This window comes from Acinetobacter sp. ANC_7504, assembly GCF_056779995.1.
The window spans coordinates 63,484-81,442 of sequence record NZ_JBWYIZ010000001.1; the positions used below are offsets into that span (position 1 = coordinate 63,484).

Sequence of the window (17,959 nt, forward strand, 5' to 3'; positions counted from 1 at the left end):
AGGTTTTGTTGATGACTTCATCAAAAAAGAAATTCACCACTAAATTTATTTTATTGGCAAGTCTTGGCCCCCTTATCCCATTGCTTATCATTGCGATTGCTTTTTTTGCAGTAAAGAGTGATGCAAAGAACAAGGCAGAGTACGATCGGTTACGTGCAGAACAAGCCGCGCGAATTGAAGCTAGAGAAAAACAAGAGCAACTTGAGCAGAATGCTTCGTCTGTAGCAGAGCCTTTAAACTAATTATTTTTAGCAAGAATGTCTTTTTTGAGACTTTGAACACTTGGGATATCGTTATAGCTAAATACTCGATATCCTGCTTCATAAAACATTTGATCGCGTTCAGCATCTTCTTGTTCCTTACCAAGATGACTTGTTTTCCTAATTGATAAAATGGTTGTCAAATAATAACAGAGATTGAAACTACTATTTTTTTTAATACAAAATTGAAATATTGCTTTAAGTTCAATTTAGAGGATTGGTGGTAGTCCAAGAATTGATGAAATTTGTCTAGAGAGTGGTGGCCGTCCAGTCTAAATTAACGAGTTAACTGTCCATTTTTGTGGGGGCTAATACAATTTAAAACGATTAGACTTCTTCAATTCACTAAACAGACTATGCAAGAATTTAATTAAATTAAGATTATTCAGAAAGGTATTCTGACAAGCAATTGATGAAGTTGCTGTCAATGGCATTCAACCAATCATAAAGTTCGATGTAATCTAATCTTCTTTCAAAATTCTCAACTTTAGCCACATATGATTGAGGTTTTTTTAAAGACGAAGCTAACTGTACCTGAGTCATTTTTTTCGACTCACGTAGTCTTATCAATTTGTTAACAACTTTCCTATACCTAGGATCATGTATTGAGCTCATGGTTCAAAATGTTGTACTATTTTCATAAATATCCCAAAATAGGATAATTTTTATTGTTGTACATTGGGTGTTTTATTTTATGTCATTAAATCATAAATTTAGTTATCATTTGATTGAATATCTGTCGAATCAAAACTTTAGAGACAGTGAGTTTAAATAGATTTTTAATGGTTTTAAAAAAGAAAACCCAGAATTTTGTCGAATAATAGTTATCAACGTACATATCGTATTATAAGGGAGCTAGTAAATTGTGATTTAATGATTCTTAAACGTACTCATCATAATTACAGATATACTTCAAATTACTCGGTTTCATCGCTAAATATTTTTTTGTTAAAAACAAGATATTACAATCGATTTTAAGGATAATTTGAAAAGTGAATTTGCTGAAGTGAATTTAAATATTGAAAAATCCGTCTAGAAATTAATTTTTTTCTGATAAATATATGAAAGAGTATCCTATCTTAAAAGACACTATCCTTAAGTTTAAAAAGAAAAGTCAGCAAAAACTGACTTATTTAGAATCTCAAATTTGTGTTTTAAATATTATTAGGACAAATGTGCAAAATGAACCGTTACTTGGACACCCATTCGCGCGTTAGTTGGACACTTTGATTGAGGCTGACCAAAACCAAAGTGGCACCTTACTTGGACGGTAGAGTCGTTATTCTGCTATCAATTTTCCTCGCTTCTTACGCATAGATTCACCCTCTAAATTAAAAATGTGTGCTCGATGAACAATACGATCTAAAAGTGCTTCACCAATCGTTTGATCCTCAAAATGGTTTAATCATGTTTTTATTTCATATTGGCTTGTCATCAGTAATGAACCATGATCGGTGTGTTTATCAATGATATTAATAAAATGAGCCATCCAGCTTACTCTGACTTTAGATAACCCAAAATCATCGAGGATTAATAATTGACAAGATAATAGAGTTCTTTCATAAATTATTTTTTACTCAGTTCTAAATTATAAACCCCTGCGATTAAATTGAATCTTAATCCCAATCTTTTGCCACGGTTGCGATATCGCTCAGCAAGGATTTTGAAGGTCTTCAAAGTCCCAAATACATGCTCAATCCCAATTCTTCTTTTATAGATTTCTTGATTGTAAACTTTTAGCTCAGGATCTAGTTTACAGCGCTTTTTTGCTTTTAATGGCAATAGACTATTTGGATACACCGTATAAATCCCTTGATAACCTTTATCAGCAAGAATAAAGCACCTTTAGGAATCTGATTCAAGTTGCGTTTGAAAAGCTCAAAATCATGTACTGCACCACGACTCGTGCATAAACTTAGAACTTGCTGTGTTCTATAATGGATAATGGCCTGAACTTTAAAAGTATGTGCCTTCTTCTTGCCACTATAGCTTTTCTTCTGTGTTTTAGGTCTTTGTATTGGAATTTCTGTGGCATCTACGATCACCACATTCCAGTCGATACCTTCGCCTTCAGGCAAGCTCTTGGGTAAATTAAATAGATTGGACTTGATCAGGCAATCCTCTACGTGGCGGACGATTCTTGAAGTAGTAGGCTCTGACACACCATAACTCGTTGCGACATGAAACAATGTTCGATATTCACGCCAATAACTTAAGCACAGAAGGATTTGATCTTCTACATTTAACTTAGATGGTCTATCTTTAGCAGGTACAAGCATTTTTAGCTGTTCAGCCATTAAATCAAAGGTTGACCATGAGATGCCTGTATATCGCTTAAACTGAGTTTCAGAAAGCTTCTTTGAGTCGATGTATTTCATGCGCAAATTATGCATGAATATTTAAAATTATTCGGTACAAATAATCAGCAAGGGGTAGATCGTTTTTTGATTTATGAAAGAAATCTAATAATTTTTTCTTGAGTATTGATATATTCCCTAATCGAGATGCTGTTTCAAACTCTTCAAATAATTCAGTTATGTCAGGCTTTGTTGCACAAAGATTTGAAAGGCAAAGCGCCCCTAATTGAGCCAAATTTAAGGCTTAACTTGGGTAAGTGGTCGACCTAATTCCGTAAATCTGTTGAGGACTGCTACTCGTGCATGAACCTCATTGACTTGGCTATCAAAGCTCCTTGCACTGAGTTTATGTCCTAATAATTTGATGCAGTGTATTTTAGTCTCAACCAAACTTCGGCGATGATAGCCTGACCATTTTTTCCATAGTGTCCTACCTAAACGTTTAACTGTTCGAAGTAATTCATTTCGCTCTAGCGAGCTGCTCTTTGTATCTTTCCATGGTTTCGCATTTTTTCTAGGTGGAATCACCGCTGCGCTTGCCGATCTGCAATAGCCTGACGGCATTGCTTGGTGTCATAAGCTCCATCGGTATAAACAGAGTCAATCTGCTCATCTTGTGGAATCTGATCAAGATCAAGTAAATCACCTAGTACCTGTGAATCACTGATATTATTGGTTGTGAGCTGAATAGCACGTATTTTAAGAGTTTCAGCATCTATACCAATATGTAGCTTACGTCATTGGCGACGATATTCAGGTCCATGTTTCTTGCGTTTCCATTCATCCTCACCTAGAAACTTCAAGCCTGTAGAGTCCATGAGTAGATGCAGCCCATAGCTAGTTTTTTGGTAGCTGATTGCAATATCAATATACTTTTGTCTTCTACAAAGCGTACTGTAATCTGGCGCTGTCCAATTTAATCCGCAAAGTTTAATCAGACTTTGTACAAAGCCAGTGACCATACGTAAAGACAGACGAAATAAGGATTTAATCATTAAGCAGCATTGGATGGCTGCGTCGGAGTAGGTTTGATTTCATCCTTGTTTGCGTTTTGATAGAGCATACCATTGCGTAGTAGGATCAAACCAAATGGCAATATTTCCACGATTAATGAGTGCTCGGTTATATGCGGGCCAATTGGTTGTGCGGTAGATTTTGTGTGTAGGCTTCTTCATTTGAAAATTATATGGCTGAAGAAGTCCTTAAGAATAGCTTTCTGCAAAAAAGCCTGTTTAGATTATTGAGCATATTCTTAATATAGTTTGAATATGTGTGAATTTTGAACAGAATTACAGTTAAATTTTGTCAAAAAATGAATAAGTTTTTGAAATGATATTCAGTCTTTATATGAGATTTTATGGAAGTAATAATAGTATTTCAGTTGCACGATGTTTGAACCTAGACAGAGTAGCGGACAGTCGATCCCTCTAAAGCTCTAAAATATTTCTGCTCAAAAGCTTCTGGACTTAACCAACCATTGGTAAATGCCTTCTTACTCGATTGTAATAAATCTCAATATACTCGAACAGTGCCGAATTAGCTTCTTGCTGTGTAGCAAAGTTGCTGTCATGAATAATATGTACTTTTACCGTGTGAAAGAAGCTTTCAGTGACTGCATTGTCCCAACAGTTCCCCCTGCGAGACATGTTTTGAAAACATCTATTTGTTAATAGTATCGCTCTAAAATCACGACTACAGTACTGACTGCCTTCATCCGAATGCACCGCACACTTTTTGGATAACCCTGGCGTACCATTGCATAATTAAATGCATCACACACCAATTGACGGTCTATGCGATAGCTGGTTTCCAAACCTAGAATACGACGGCTAAATAGATCCAACATCACGCATAAATACAACCACCTTCTTTAGTTCGAATGTATGTAATGACTGTCGTCCATATCCGATTCGGCTTTGTAACTGTAAATTGGCGATCCAACAGATTGGGAGCTGTAGGCAAACGATGATTCGAATCTGCCGTACGTTTATATTTACGACAAATTTTACTGCGTAACCCAAGATGCTTGAGCATTCTTCCTACCGTACGTTCACTCATACTATAGCCCAGATCATGCATGTCATAAACAAATGACGGTGCACCCAAACGAGCATGATGTTGCCAATACATCGTTTTGAGATCATGATACTTCTGCTGAGTGGTCTTTATTTGCCGTTCACGCCAAGCGTGATAACCAGATGTACTACTTACATCAAGACTTTTACAAGCAACAATAATACGTGTGCCTTTCAAACTTAAGTCCCGTATTAACGTGTATTTCTCTTGGCTTGTTCGGCTGTCAGAAAGTACACATGCGCCTTTTTTAGAATGTCATTGACTTCCTTGTCTTGAGTTGTCTATTTTCCTCTCAAGTTCAATAATACGTTGTTGTTCTGGCGTAATTTGTCGTTTACTCGTTCCTCCCAAATTCGTTTCACGCACCCATTTATCAAGCGTTGATTAGCCTACACCTAACTCTCTAGCTATGGGACTAATGCTTTGTGTAAGTTTGCCAGTGCATAAGCTATCTCTTGTTGTTTAAATTCAGTGCTAAAGCATTTTGCCATTTTTTGTATATCCAAAGTTAACTTTACGTTAGCTTTAGAGGGATCATGTGTCCATTATTTTGGCTAAGATCATTTTCTTGAAAACTTAAGCGAGAATACAATTTGAAACATTACCAAAAATAATATTTTTATAAAAAACAAATTATTACTAGGCAAGTTAAATCATTTAGTAAAAAAATATAGACAACAATTTCATTATGTATTAAAAATAAAGAATACTTTAATTTAAACTAATTAAAAAATGAATATTGATAACTTTAAAGCCGTAATTATTGTTGATGAAGAATTACCAACAGGAGTAATTACAAATACTGCGGCAATACTAGGCATGAGCCTTGGTAAGAAATACCCAGAGATCGTTGGACGAAACTTAATAAATAAAGATCAAGAAATGCATGAAGGTATAACGATTATTGGTTTACCTATCTTAAGTGCAGATAAAGATAAGTTAAAGAACATTAGAGAAAATGCTAAAGAATATAAAAATCAGATATTTGAAGTTAATGTTTTGAATTTGACACGTGTCACGCGTTCTTATGAGGAATATGCTGAGAAATTAGAGAAAATTTCAAATCAAGATCTGGAATATCAAGGAATTTTATTATGCGGTGAGAAAAAAGCCATAAATAAACTAACGGGTAATTTAAGTTTATTTAAATAATAAAAAAGGGGGTTAAATCTAGCACATTTAACCCCCTTCTCTTAACAATCTCAAAGAAATTGTTAAATCAACCCCTGTCTTATGCAATTAGGAGATGATCATGGATCATACCATTTATAGTAACTCAAGCCAAGAAAAAGCAGATTTAAGATATCTGATACCAGAAGATACTTATTATCATGGACATCCTGAAGTCGTTGAATGGACTACAAAATTTTCTAGTGAAGCTGAAAAGTATGAGGTTTTTAAGAATATTCATTCAGCTCTTCAAACAGTAGACATTGCTAAAGCAAATAAAGTGGCAACTGCTTGGTATGAGTTTACAACTTTTGTTCCTACTTTTTTATCATTAGCTGTTGTTTTAACAGATGACCCTGAAAGACAGCATCATTTAATTCAAATTGCTTATGATGAGTTAGGTGGGCAGGATAAGCAGTATATTCATTCTAAGCTTTTTTTAGATGCAATTGAAAAAGTAAATTTAAGTTATAAAAAAGATTATGAAATAGTAAATATTAAAAAAGTTTTAGAAGGTTTAAAAAATACTTTACTTAATACTAACAGTCAGTATGGAATAGTTGGTCTTTTATTAAGTTTTGAAATTATTGCAGAAGAAAATATTGAAACATTATTTAAAGGGCTATGTTTTGATGATAACTGTATTGCTTTATTGAGTGATACACCTTTCTTTGAAATTCATAGAGCAGATGAGACAGAACACATCCGTCATTCAGTAGCTAATTTTTTAAGATTTTGCCAATCAGATGAATCAAAAAGAGAATTTATGATTTCTTTTGAGGACGGTCTTAATTTTTGGCGAAAGTTTTGGAACTACATTGCTGAAAATTTAAATATCTCTACAAAATAAAATGAATTAAAGAGAGCAGGAAATAATGAAAAAAGTAGTAGTTTTTATTGAAACGAATTTCACGGGTTTAGATGCATTAACATATTGCAAGGAAAAAGGATATCACTCGGTACTAATTACTGATAGTTATGAACGCTTTTTGAGTTGGTTTCCTGCTTCATCTCTCTCTAAAATTGATCAGGCCAGTGAAATAATTAATGTTAATAATTCAAATGATTTGAAAGAGCTTACAAGCGTACTAAAAAAATTTGAAAAAGTAGATGCTATTTTGACATTTGCAGAAATCAGAACACTAGTTACTGCAAAATTAGCAAAAGAAATGAATGTGAAACATAGTAACTCTCAAGCAATTGAAATAGCTCAGAATAAAAGCTTAATACGTAAAATTTTAGCTGAAGATAAAGTTGAAGAGGTAAGTTCTGTAACTATCAAAGATATCAATTTTATCGATGATGAGATTGAAAAGAATAATCTAAAATATCCTTTTTTTATCAAACCATTACATGGACATTCAAGTATTGGAGCAAGTGTATGTAGGAATGATAATGATCTTCTAAACTATAAGAAGAAATATATTAAAAGTAATCAGGATGGTATTTCTGACGAACTTGTGATTGAAGATTATTTAGAAGGCCAGCTTGTAAGTGTAGAGACATTAACGTTTGCTAAAGGTCAGCATGCAATTATTGGAGTTGCTGATAGAGATATAATTCATGATTGTGTTGAAATTGGCTCATCATTTACTTTAGATGACCGAATTGCAAGTCTAGCAAAAGAAAAAGCAAAAAAAATACTAAACTGCATAGACTACGATTATGGATCAAGTCATATAGAGTTAATTGTAAATGATGAGGAAGCAAGACTTGTTGAAGTTAATACAAGAGTAGGAGGAAGTGGACATTCTATTATGATGGATCTTGCTACAGGTCGTTCTATCGTAGGTGATTGTATAGAATGTAGTTTAGGAAATTTAAAATTTGATGAAAACTTATATTCAAATAAGAAAATGGGGGCAAGTTGGCAGTGCTTTGTTCCAAATAAAGAAGGAATAATTAAAAAATTACCAAATATAGAAATTCTTCAGAAAATGAAAGATATAACGAATGTTTGGTTTCATTATCAGGAAAATGAGAAAGTTGAGGATCTAAAATCTAATTTTAGCTGGATTGTTCAGGTAATGGCTCAGGGAGAAAACCGAGAAGCTGCAAAGTTTAATGCACTTACGTGTATTAATTATATTCGTGAAAATTCATTGGTAGAGTAAATGCCTATGGATATTTCTCTGAAAAATCTTTTTTTATTATCTAGTTCGACCTTCATATCATCATTAGGGTCGATACTATTACAAATATCGTTAACTTTTTATTTTTATGAAACTACTAAATCAGCTTTATTGACGGGAATATTGGTTAGTCTCCAATGGATACCAGCATTATTAATAGTCTTTATAAGGAATAATTGGGAATTTGGGAAAAGTCCTTTACTAAAATGGAGGTTATCCGAAATATGTGCATTGATTATTACAGGATTACTGATCCTCTTGGTTGATAAGAGTATTTATTGGGTAATTGCTATTTTATTTATTAGGGGAATGTTTGATCAAATTGTTCGAGTGAATAGAACTGTTGCATGCCGATATGTATTTGATAATAAAAATCAACAGTTTTATTCAAGTATATTGCAGAGTAGCTACCACATAGGTATTAGTGTGGCTGCAATATTTGCAATATTATTTATTGGTAAGCTAAATCTAAAAGGAATTATTGTAATTAATTTAATAACTTATATTGTTTCAATTTATTTAATTAGCTTGTCTCGAACTTTAAAAGATTTTCCTAAAATTCAAAGCAGTGACAATAATAATATTTTATTTGGAATAAAAGATTATTTTGTGATTTTGAAAACTAATGGAATTCTTAGGTTATATGCATTACTTTTTCCAATTACTGCAATTTTTTTTCAAGGTACATATTCAGTTTTACAAACAATATATCCATTACAAAAATATCATATTTCAGCGAATGAAAGTTCAATGTCATATGTTGTTGCAGGTATAGCTATTATCTCTGGTTCAGTAGTATTTACGTATGTTTCAAATAAAATAGATTTATATAATGGTTTCTCTAAACTAATTGTAGTTACTCTTTCATTGCTAACAGTAATAACTTATATATTTTCTTTGGCAGTAAGTGATAAATTCCAAGCATTAATTTTATTTATGATCATGGTGTTTATTTTTGAGATTCTATGGATGTATGGATATATAGGCACTGTTAAATATTCACCCAAGGGTAAGCTTAGTTTGATATATGGCATATCGTTTTCAATTGGTTGTTTTGGTGCTGGTTTAATGAGCATGTTGTTAGGGTTTTTATTGGATTTAATAAGTAATCAATTTTTAAAATTAATATTAATATCAAATATTATATACATGGTAATAATTTTTTTATTATGCCAGAAAAATATATTTATCGTTAAAGAATTAGGAGTTCCAAATGAAAAACTGGATTAAAAATGAATTCTATGAAATGAGTGAAGAAAACTTTAATCTTTTACTTGATTTTAAAATCCCTGGAATTATTGTTAAAAATTTCATTCCGAAAGACATATGTGACCAAGTGGCAGAACGATTAATTCAATCTAATTTTTCTAATTATTCACATTTAAATGACATTCCTGTTAATCATATAGGAGTGTGCCACAATCAATGTGTAACCAAAGAAAAAAAATACTATTTTGAACAAAGAGAAAAAGCATTAGAGCAAATTGATAATATATACAAAGATTTAAACATAAATCCTGTAAATGAGGTGCTCAAGTTATTTAATGATAAAAGTGGTAGAAAAGCTGAAGTTTTTAAAGAAGATGGCTATGGAGAATATTTTGCAGGAGCATTCCGAAGTTTTAAAGGACATGGAAAATTGCATATTGATCATGCGCCTTCTCACATAGCAACGGAATGGGATGTAAAAAAAATTTTAAGACAACTAACTTGGAATATTTACTACACCGTAAGTAACAAAGGCGAGTTAGTAGTCTATGACACTATTCATACGCCCGAAAATGAAAAGATGAAAGTGCCGAATGAATACTATTTTCCTTATGAAGTGCTCGATGATGTGAATGATTGTTTACGAATAGTGCCAGAGGTAGGTGATCTTATTATCTTTAATACACAAAATTTTCATGAAGTCTTAGGTAATCCTAATGGTTATCGCATTTCACAAACCTCCTTTTTTGGATTGCGTGAAGATGAAAGTTTAGGTTTCTGGTCTTGATGAAAATGGAGTATAAGAATTGAAAAAAAAAATGATAATTTGTGGTGTCGTCACTGTATCAATTAGTTTGATAGGTTGTGCACCACCCAAAAAAGAAAATAAAAATACTTTAATATATTGTTCTGAGGGTTCACCAGAGCTTTTAAACCCTCAGAAAACTCTATCTGGTACAGCTAGAACAGCTACTGCTACGACTATTTACGATAGGCTAGTTGATTTTAAACCTGGCACGATGGAAATCGTGCCGTCATTAGCTGAAAGTTGGCAAGTAAGTAAAGATGGAACAGAATACGTTTTTAAGTTAAAAAATAATATTAGTTTTCAAGAGACTAATTTTTTCAAACCCAAAAGAATTTTAAATGCGGATGATGTAATATTTTCAATTGAACGACAGTTAGATGTAAATAATCCATACCATAAGGTTAATGGAATAAATTATCAATATTTTCAGGGAATGGGATTTAGTGAAAATATTGAAAGCGTCGATAAAATTGATGATTTAAATTTAAGAATAAAACTGAAAAAACCAGATTATATTTTTATCAAGAATATGGCTTTGCCATTTATGTCAATTCTTTCAAAGGAATATGCTGATTATTTAATTAAGGAAAATAGAAGGGAAGATATTGATAATATTCCATTAGGAACTGGGCCATACTATTTTATTAGTTATGTTCCTGATAGTGTAATAAAATATAAGGCTAATAATAAATATTGGAGGGATAAGCCACTAATTGAAAATTTAATTATTTCTATTACACCAGATATTGGTGTACGTATGGAAAAATTAAAAAAGGGTGAGTGTGATATTATTGTTTCGCCAAATCCACATGATATAGATGAGATAACTAAAAACAAAGAATTTAAAGTTATTAAAAATGAAGGAATTAATGTTGGATATCTTGCTTTAAATACGGAAAAGAAACCATTAGATAATTTAAAGGTTCGTCAAGCAATTGCTTATGCATTAAATAAAAAAAGTTATATAGATATTGTGTACAATAATAAAGCAACTATAGCAATAAATCCATATCCTAAAAATGTTTTAGGATACAATGATAGTGTGAAAAAATATAATTATAATATAGAAGAATCAAAAAAATTATTAAACGAAGCTGGCTACCCAAATGGTATCGATCTTGAATTATGGACTTTGCCAGTTTCTCGTCCATATAATCCTGATGGAAAGAAAATGGGGCAATTAATGCAATCAGACTTAGCTAAAGCTAATATTCGTGTAAAAATTAAATCGTATGAATGGGGAACATATTTACAGAAAGTTAAAAATGGAGAGCATCAATTAGTACAGTTGGGATGGAATAGTGATAATGGTGATCCAGATAACTTTTTATTTCCATTATTAAGTTGTGAGTCTGTTGATAAGGGCTCAAATAATGCTAGATATTGTAATAAAGAATTTAATGAAATTATTACAAATGCTAAACTAACAAATAATCAGAATATTCGTAAAAAATTATATGAAGAAGCTTTAACTATATTAGCTAATGATGAACCAATTGTACCACTTGCGCATGCCGATATTTATAGAATTTCAAATAATAGACTCAGCGGATATGTCAACAATCCTTTTGATTTAGATTATTTTCAATATTTAACATTTAAAGGTGGAAATAATGAATAGATCTATAAATTTTTTTATATCCATTTTTTTTATATTCTTAATTTCATTCTTTCTGATAAGGTTGGCACCAGGTGATCCAGTTTTATTAATGCTAGGTGATAGAGGAAATGATCCAGCACAATATAGAGTAATGATGGAGAGTTTGGGGCTAAATTATCCATTGTATGAGCAATTTAAGATATATACTATCAATATTTTTACAGGAAACTTTGGTCATTCAATTGTTAGTGGTAAATCAATAATTCTTGAATTATTACCCAGATGGAAAGCTAGTTTTGAGTTGGGCTTAATTGTTTTTATTTGCTCTTTTTTTATAGGAGGGATGCTAGGTATTTATCTGGCTTATAATTTTAATACCAAAAAAGAAAAAATATTATCAAGTAGCATGTTGGTTGTTTACTGTATTCCAATATTTTGGCTTGGATTGTTGTTAATTAATATTTTTTCATTGAAATTTAACTTATTTCCAGTTTCTGGTAGAGTCGGGTATGATTTTGATTTAACACCATATACTGGATTCTATTTAATCGATAGTTTAACAGGTGATAATTATAAAAATTATGGCTTTACTGCCTTTTTTAGCTGCCTAAATCATATGGTTTTACCAATTATAACAATGTCAATTGTGCCTATTGTTTCTATAGCCAAGATAACTAAAGTTAGTATTTTGGAAGTGTTGAGAAAAGATTATATATTAACTGCAAAAAGTTTAGGAATGAGTGAATATAGTATTTTTTTTAAGCATGTTTTGAGGAATATACTAGTACCAGTTTTAACGATCTCAAGCTTATATTTAATAAATGTAACTGTTGCTGGTGCTATTCTTACTGAAACAATATTTTCTTGGCCAGGAATTGGTAGATTTCTTGTAACAAGCGTTTTAAGTAGAGATTATCCAGTTATTCAAATAGTAGTACTCTTCATTGGGGTATTTATTTTAATTGTGAATCTTATACTTGAAATACTAGTAAAAATAATTGATCCAAAACAAAGGGTGAAAGTATGATAAATAAAAAGCATGTTTTTATTTTTCCTTTTGTTTTGTTAGGAATTTATTGCTTTTTTCTAGATCCCTATACCCAAAATATAGATAAAGTTCTTCTGCAACCTGGCTTGACTAATGGTTTTTCTTATATTTTTGGTACTGATTATATAGGTAGATCATATTTAGATAGATTAATTTTGGGAGGAATAAATACAATAGGTTTAGCTCTTATTATTGTATTTACATCATCTATTCTCGGTTTTTTTTTAGGTTGTTATGCTGCGATAAGGAAAGGCACAATAGAGTCTTTTATTATGCATTTTTCCGATATTCTAATGTCAGTACCAGGTATTTTACTTGCAATCGTAATAGTAGCAATATTTGGTAATGGTGTGTTTGAGCTCTTTATAGCACTAGTCATTGTATTAATACCTAGATTTATTAGATTTTCTCATTCTATTACAAGTCGTATTAATACTGAACTTTATATAACAATTGCTAAGGTTACTGGCAGTAGTAAAATACAAATTTTAAAAAATGAAATATTACCAAATTCTAAAAACTTATTAATGCAACAATCTATATTGTCTTTTAGTGAAGTCATATTAGAGATATCTGCTTTGGGTTTTTTAGGATTAGGAATACCAGCTCCGTTGCCCGAATGGGGTGCTATGTTAGCAGAATCACGTAATTATTTTAGTACTAATCCATATCTCATTATTTTGCCTGGTCTATGTTTAATGTTGGTAGTGTTGTTTTTAAACTATATAGGTGAAAATCTTACAATTAATAAAAGAGAAAAAAATGCTATTAAAAATTGAAGAACTTAAAGTAAAAACTGAAGACATAATTTTATTAGATAACATTGATTTAGAAGTAAATCATGGAGAGATTATTGGAATTATAGGTGAATCAGGAAGTGGTAAAAGCTTACTAGCTAAAACACTGCTTGCCTTAAATAGTAAAAACTTGGTAACCAGTTTTAGATCATATAATTATGAAGATAAAAGTTATAGCTATGATGAAATAAAATTGCTGCGAGGAAAACATATAGCGATGATATTTCAGAACCCTCATACTGCACTTGACCCTTCAGCTAATGTGAAAAGTCAATTAAAGAATGCTATGTTATTGAATAATAACAGTGAAAACATCAAGTATAAATCAATTAAATTGTTGAATGAGATGGGAATTAAAGATGCTGAAAGATGTTTACAACTCTATCCACATCAACTTTCAGGCGGTATGGCTCAACGAATATTAATTGCTTTAATGTTAGCGCGAGAACCTAGTCTATTAATAGCAGATGAACCCACTACAGCTTTAGACCCTTTAGTACAAGAACAGATACTAAATCTTTTAAAAGCAATAGTTAAGAAAAGAAAAATGGGGTTAATATTAATTTCTCATGATTTAAGAATTATAAAAAAATACGCTGATAAAACAATTGTTATGTATTCCAGTCAGGTAGTTGAAAAAATAGAAACACAAAAAATATTAGATCATGCAAAACATCCATACACAAGAGAGTTAATTTCTCTTATTCCGAGTGAAAATATTAAATACAAGGAAAATCTTAGAACTATTAAAGGTAGAATTTTAGCGGCAAATGAGTATGTGATGGGCTGTCGATTTTCAAACAGATGTTTATTAGTTGAAGAAAAATGTAATACGAAAGTGCCTGAATTAAAACATTCTACCTATAGATGTCATTTTTGAGGTTAATATGAAAGAAATACTGAGAGTTAAAAATATAAATAATTATATACTAAATAATATTAATTTGGATATTAAAGAAGGTACTATAACATCTATTATTGGGAAATCTGGTGGTGGAAAAAGTACTATTGCAAAAATCTTGTCAAAAATAGAAAATTTTAAATTTGGATTAATTGAGTTAAATTATAAAAATGATTATTTGAATATTGCTGAAATATCAAATAAAAATTTTTATAGCTATCTACAAATTGTTTTTCAAGATCCGTATAGTTCTTTAAATCCACAAAGAACAATTTTTGAAAGTTTGAAAGTACCTTGTAAAAATCTCTTAAATTTAAAAGATGATCAATGTAGAGAAAAATGTACTAGTATGCTTTCGTTAGTAGGACTTAATGATATTGTTTTAGATATGTTCCCCAGCCAATTAAGTGGAGGACAATTGCAACGCATCAATATTGCACGAGCACTAATTCCTAATCCAAAAATTCTTATTTTAGATGAACCTCTTTCAGCTTTAGATATTTCTGTACAGTCACAAATAATAAATCTTTTACTAGAACTAAATAAAAGTCAGAAAATTACTATGATTTTTATTTCACATGACCTTCATGTGGTAAGGCATTTATCCGATTACATATATGTTGTTGATACAGGTAGTATTATAGAACATGGAAAAATGCATGATATATTTCATAATCCTGTAAAGGATTTAACTAAGCTAATGGTAGATAATTATAACTTTATAAAAATTTCATAAAGAGGTTTATATGTCAAAAAATATAATTTTAGATGTGGTTTTTAATAAATCTATTAGTAAAATTAATATTAATCCAGAAAAGTCAATTTTAATTAATTTGGAGTCTAATGGTTATAAAATAAAGAATTCATGTCGTAGAGGATTATGTGGTTCATGTCTAATAAGAATAATTGATCATGCTAATGGAAATTTTTTACTAGCGAGAGCCTGCGTTACACATCAAATTAGTGATTCTATAGTTGAGATTATATTATGAATGATTTTGTTAGTAAAATTATGATGAGGAAGTCAGAACCAATTCTAGAGAATGAAATTCCAAATGATATTTTGCAAAATGTGTTCAAATGTGCATTGACAGCACCTGTTCATAAAAACTTAAGGAATTGGCATTTTTATTATTTTTCTGGAAAAAAAAGAGATGAATTAGGACAATTAATTTCGCCCAAAAAAGAGTTTCATAGTGATAACTTACAATTTGAATCGGATTTAAAAAAATTTAATAGTAAATTTTATAATTCTCCAGCATATTTAATTTGTGTATTGAAAGTTGATAATAATCATGCAGTACCGATTACAGAGCAATATGTAACGATTGGAGGAGTAATTCAGCAAATAATAATTACTACTGAGTTGTTAGGTTATGCTTGTTACTGGAGAACTGGAAAATGGTGTGTTAATAATGATTTAAGAGAGTTTTTAAATCTTAATCAACATGATTCAATAGTAGGATTTATAAGTTTGGGGTCTAAATTAAATAGAACGCCTAGAAAGACTATAGTTGATCAAAAAGATTTTTTTTCAATTGTTTAAGTGTGATTAATTATGTTTATGTCCATGTTTCTTTTTTCATTTGCGATGTCTATTACACCAGGCCCCGTTAATACAGTAATATTATCTACTAGTATTAATTATGGTCTTAAAAAGACAATATCATATATATCAGGAGCCACGATTGGCTTTGTCTTACTTCTAATTTTTATTGGTTTTGGTCTTAATAGTGTTTTTGTTACATACCCATTTTTGTTGAAAATCTTAGCTATTTTAGGTGCATTGTTCGTTTCGTATATTGGTTATAAAATTATGTTTTCGGACTCTAAAGTTTCTATAGATGATAATGAGAAATTTTTTGTACCAGGTTTTAGAGATGGTTTCTTGCTTCAATGGTTAAATCCCAAAGCTTGGTTAGCTTGTATATCGGGGACTACAATGTTTTCCTCTTTAAATGGATATAATAGTTTAGTTACCTTTATTATTATATATTTTATAACATGCTATGCTTGCTTGTTTTTTTGGGGAGTTTGTGGAGATAGATTTGCCTTAATTTTAAATAAAGGTGATCGTATGAAGTATTTTAATATATTAATGGGTGGTATGTTAATAATTTCTGCTATTTCAATAATTTTTGAATTTTTTTGATTTAATTTTGGTATATATTTATGAAAAATAAAACTCTCGTTATTGTTGCTCATCCTAACATTGAAACTTCTAAAGTTAATAAGAGATGGGTTGAAGAATTAAATAAGTATCCAGATGAAATAGTTGTACATGAGCTTTATCGTAGATATTCAAATAGAGAGTTTGATGTAAAATATGAACAAACTATGCTAGAAAAATACGACACTATAATTTTTCAATTTCCAATTTATTGGTTTAACTGTCCTCCATTACTGAAGAAATGGTTTGATGATATTTTTACTTATGGTTGGGCATATGGATCATTAGGTAATATGCTTGCTAATAAGAAAGTTGGTTTTGCTGTATCAACAGGAAGTAAAGAAGTAGACTTCACAGAGAAAGGTAAGTACTCGGCTAGTTTAGAAAATGTACTCTTACCTTTTAAATTAACTACACTATATGTTAAAGCTCTCTATTGTTCTTATTTTTCATTTTATGATGTTGAGGATGAAATTAATTTTACTCAGTTAGAAAGTAGTGCTATTGAATATATAAATTTTATTCAAAAACTCTGACTATCATCATATCTATGATAGAGTTTAATTATTAATTACTTATACTGTTTAAATTTAATGGAATTTTGTCTGATGTCCTTTAGCATTATAATGCTTAATCAGCAGTTCCTCATACCGATCACAGTGCATGAGTCAACAATCAGAGTGCACTTCTGATCGGCAATGGGTTTGAAGAAGGTCACCATATGATGGTATGATTACTAATGCGATGAAAGAGTTTGTTATTCCGTATTGGATTGTCTAAGTAAAAGAAGAATCGGTGTCCAGTACAATGCGCCACTGGGTGTCCAGTTGGATAAGAATACGTAATGTAAGTTTATTAAGTTTCTTTTCTTCTTGTTTTAGCCAGTCATAGTTATCTGAATCTAATGTTTTAGAGTGTTCATAATCCTTAAGATATCTAACTTTCATAGGATGATGCATCCATGACGATTGTCAAATAATTAAGGATCAAAAAATGTACAATGTCAATGAAAAAATATAAATAAACTATTTGATAACTTTATCTCATTAGGAAAAGGGTGAGATCATCGAGCTCGATAATGGCGACAACTTTAAGCTGATCATCCAGTAAGACAAAATTAGTCACTTTTCGATTAAATTTAGCTCGAATCTTTAGACTGGGGTTTGTGATTAAAGCGCTAAAAGCGACTTGAGCAAGCACATGGTATTGCGGAAAACTCTCTTTTAATCTAAAAAACATTTTACTTTCAAATGCGGTAATAATGCGTTTGGGGTAAAAGCGTTTTGGCTTTTTAAATAATTGTTGAAAGATAATGGTGAGCAGGGCAAGGGTTGCAATAACACCAATAATAAAGAAAGTAATTTGACTGGATTGAAACACAGGAATTCGTAAATAAAAGCACATATAAGAAAAAACCCACTCGATTGAGTG

At 30.9% G+C, this 17,959-nt stretch carries 17 protein-coding genes and 4 pseudogenes; 15 read left to right on the plus strand and 6 right to left on the minus strand.

The genetic code is table 11. The features are described 5' to 3' along the window. The first annotated feature begins 11 nt into the window (after positions 1-11). Complete coding sequence (locus AC1M9F_RS00305) at positions 12-242, plus strand: hypothetical protein (RefSeq protein ID WP_051586562.1); 231 nt, start codon at positions 12-14, stop codon at positions 240-242. A 399-nt stretch (positions 243-641) separates the two neighbouring features. On the opposite strand, the gene AC1M9F_RS00310 is transcribed toward AC1M9F_RS00305, so the two are convergent. From AC1M9F_RS00310 to AC1M9F_RS00330, 5 genes and pseudogenes are all read right to left on the minus strand, one after another. Beyond that, positions 642-875, minus strand: a complete 234-nt coding sequence (locus AC1M9F_RS00310) for a helix-turn-helix domain-containing protein (protein ID WP_481596750.1) — start codon at positions 873-875, stop codon at positions 642-644. Between the two features lie 664 nt (positions 876-1,539). Next, a pseudogene (locus AC1M9F_RS00315) lies at positions 1,540-1,647 on the minus strand (ATP-binding protein); the annotation flags it as partial. Between the two features lie 179 nt (positions 1,648-1,826). Next, positions 1,827-2,653, minus strand: a pseudogene (locus AC1M9F_RS00320) (IS5 family transposase). 201 nt (positions 2,654-2,854) lie between these two features. Further along, positions 2,855-3,792 (minus strand): annotated as a pseudogene (locus tag AC1M9F_RS00325) (IS5 family transposase). Positions 3,793-4,015: 223 nt separating this feature from the next. Beyond that, positions 4,016-5,184 (minus strand): annotated as a pseudogene (locus tag AC1M9F_RS00330) (IS3 family transposase). 241 nt (positions 5,185-5,425) lie between these two features. Between AC1M9F_RS00330 and AC1M9F_RS00335 the strand changes: the two are divergent. The 14 genes from AC1M9F_RS00335 to AC1M9F_RS00400 all read left to right on the plus strand — a co-directional run bounded on the left by AC1M9F_RS00335 (position 5,426) and on the right by AC1M9F_RS00400 (position 17,064). Next, the gene (locus AC1M9F_RS00335) at positions 5,426-5,845 is read left to right on the plus strand and encodes a DUF2000 domain-containing protein (RefSeq protein ID WP_481596751.1); all 420 of its coding nucleotides are present in this window, start codon (positions 5,426-5,428) and stop codon (positions 5,843-5,845) included. A 100-nt stretch (positions 5,846-5,945) separates the two neighbouring features. Next, the gene (locus AC1M9F_RS00340; RefSeq protein WP_481596752.1) at positions 5,946-6,713 is read left to right on the plus strand and encodes an iron-containing redox enzyme family protein; all 768 of its coding nucleotides are present in this window, start codon (positions 5,946-5,948) and stop codon (positions 6,711-6,713) included. A 25-nt stretch (positions 6,714-6,738) separates the two neighbouring features. Then, positions 6,739-7,977 (plus strand): ATP-grasp domain-containing protein, encoded by a 1,239-nt coding sequence (locus AC1M9F_RS00345; RefSeq protein WP_481596753.1) that lies wholly within the window; start codon positions 6,739-6,741, stop codon positions 7,975-7,977. Then, positions 7,978-9,225, plus strand: a complete 1,248-nt coding sequence (locus tag AC1M9F_RS00350) for an MFS transporter (protein WP_481596754.1) — start codon at positions 7,978-7,980, stop codon at positions 9,223-9,225. It begins immediately after the preceding gene. After that, complete coding sequence (locus tag AC1M9F_RS00355; RefSeq protein ID WP_481596755.1) at positions 9,209-9,991, plus strand: 2OG-Fe(II)-dependent halogenase WelO5 family protein; 783 nt, start codon at positions 9,209-9,211, stop codon at positions 9,989-9,991. The genes AC1M9F_RS00350 and AC1M9F_RS00355 overlap by 17 nt, the downstream gene beginning before the upstream one ends. Positions 9,992-10,010: 19 nt before the next feature. Beyond that, on the plus strand, positions 10,011-11,633 hold the full coding sequence (locus AC1M9F_RS00360) for an ABC transporter substrate-binding protein (RefSeq protein WP_481596756.1): 1,623 nt from the start codon (positions 10,011-10,013) through the stop codon (positions 11,631-11,633). Continuing rightward, positions 11,626-12,639, plus strand: coding sequence for an ABC transporter permease (locus tag AC1M9F_RS00365; RefSeq protein WP_481596757.1), 1,014 nt, complete (start codon positions 11,626-11,628; stop codon positions 12,637-12,639). Before AC1M9F_RS00360 ends, AC1M9F_RS00365 begins: the two co-directional genes overlap by 8 nt. Then, positions 12,636-13,439 carry an ABC transporter permease gene (locus AC1M9F_RS00370; RefSeq protein ID WP_481596758.1) on the plus strand — a complete coding sequence of 268 codons (804 nt, stop codon included), beginning with the start codon at positions 12,636-12,638 and terminating at the stop codon, positions 13,437-13,439. The genes AC1M9F_RS00365 and AC1M9F_RS00370 overlap by 4 nt, the downstream gene beginning before the upstream one ends. Continuing rightward, entirely contained in the window at positions 13,423-14,337 is a 915-nt protein-coding gene (locus tag AC1M9F_RS00375; protein ID WP_481596759.1) for an ABC transporter ATP-binding protein, read from the plus strand. The genes AC1M9F_RS00370 and AC1M9F_RS00375 overlap by 17 nt, the downstream gene beginning before the upstream one ends. Before the next feature lie 7 nt (positions 14,338-14,344). Continuing rightward, positions 14,345-15,094: an ABC transporter ATP-binding protein gene (locus AC1M9F_RS00380; protein ID WP_481596760.1), complete on the plus strand. Its 750-nt coding sequence runs from the start codon at positions 14,345-14,347 to the stop codon at positions 15,092-15,094. A 10-nt stretch (positions 15,095-15,104) separates the two neighbouring features. Beyond that, on the plus strand, positions 15,105-15,350 hold the full coding sequence (locus tag AC1M9F_RS00385) for a 2Fe-2S iron-sulfur cluster-binding protein (RefSeq protein WP_481596761.1): 246 nt from the start codon (positions 15,105-15,107) through the stop codon (positions 15,348-15,350). Beyond that, positions 15,347-15,904, plus strand: coding sequence for a nitroreductase family protein (locus AC1M9F_RS00390; protein WP_481596762.1), 558 nt, complete (start codon positions 15,347-15,349; stop codon positions 15,902-15,904). Before AC1M9F_RS00385 ends, AC1M9F_RS00390 begins: the two co-directional genes overlap by 4 nt. 12 nt (positions 15,905-15,916) lie before the next feature. Then, complete coding sequence (locus AC1M9F_RS00395; protein ID WP_481596763.1) at positions 15,917-16,510, plus strand: LysE family translocator; 594 nt, start codon at positions 15,917-15,919, stop codon at positions 16,508-16,510. 20 nt (positions 16,511-16,530) lie between these two features. Continuing rightward, positions 16,531-17,064 (plus strand): NAD(P)H-dependent oxidoreductase, encoded by a 534-nt coding sequence (locus AC1M9F_RS00400; protein WP_481596764.1) that lies wholly within the window; start codon positions 16,531-16,533, stop codon positions 17,062-17,064. A gap of 502 nt (positions 17,065-17,566) precedes the next feature. Here the strand turns inward: AC1M9F_RS00400 and AC1M9F_RS00405 are convergent. Next, on the minus strand, positions 17,567-17,908 hold the full coding sequence (locus tag AC1M9F_RS00405) for a DUF2726 domain-containing protein (protein ID WP_481596765.1): 342 nt from the start codon (positions 17,906-17,908) through the stop codon (positions 17,567-17,569). Between the last annotated feature and the right edge of the window lie 51 nt (positions 17,909-17,959).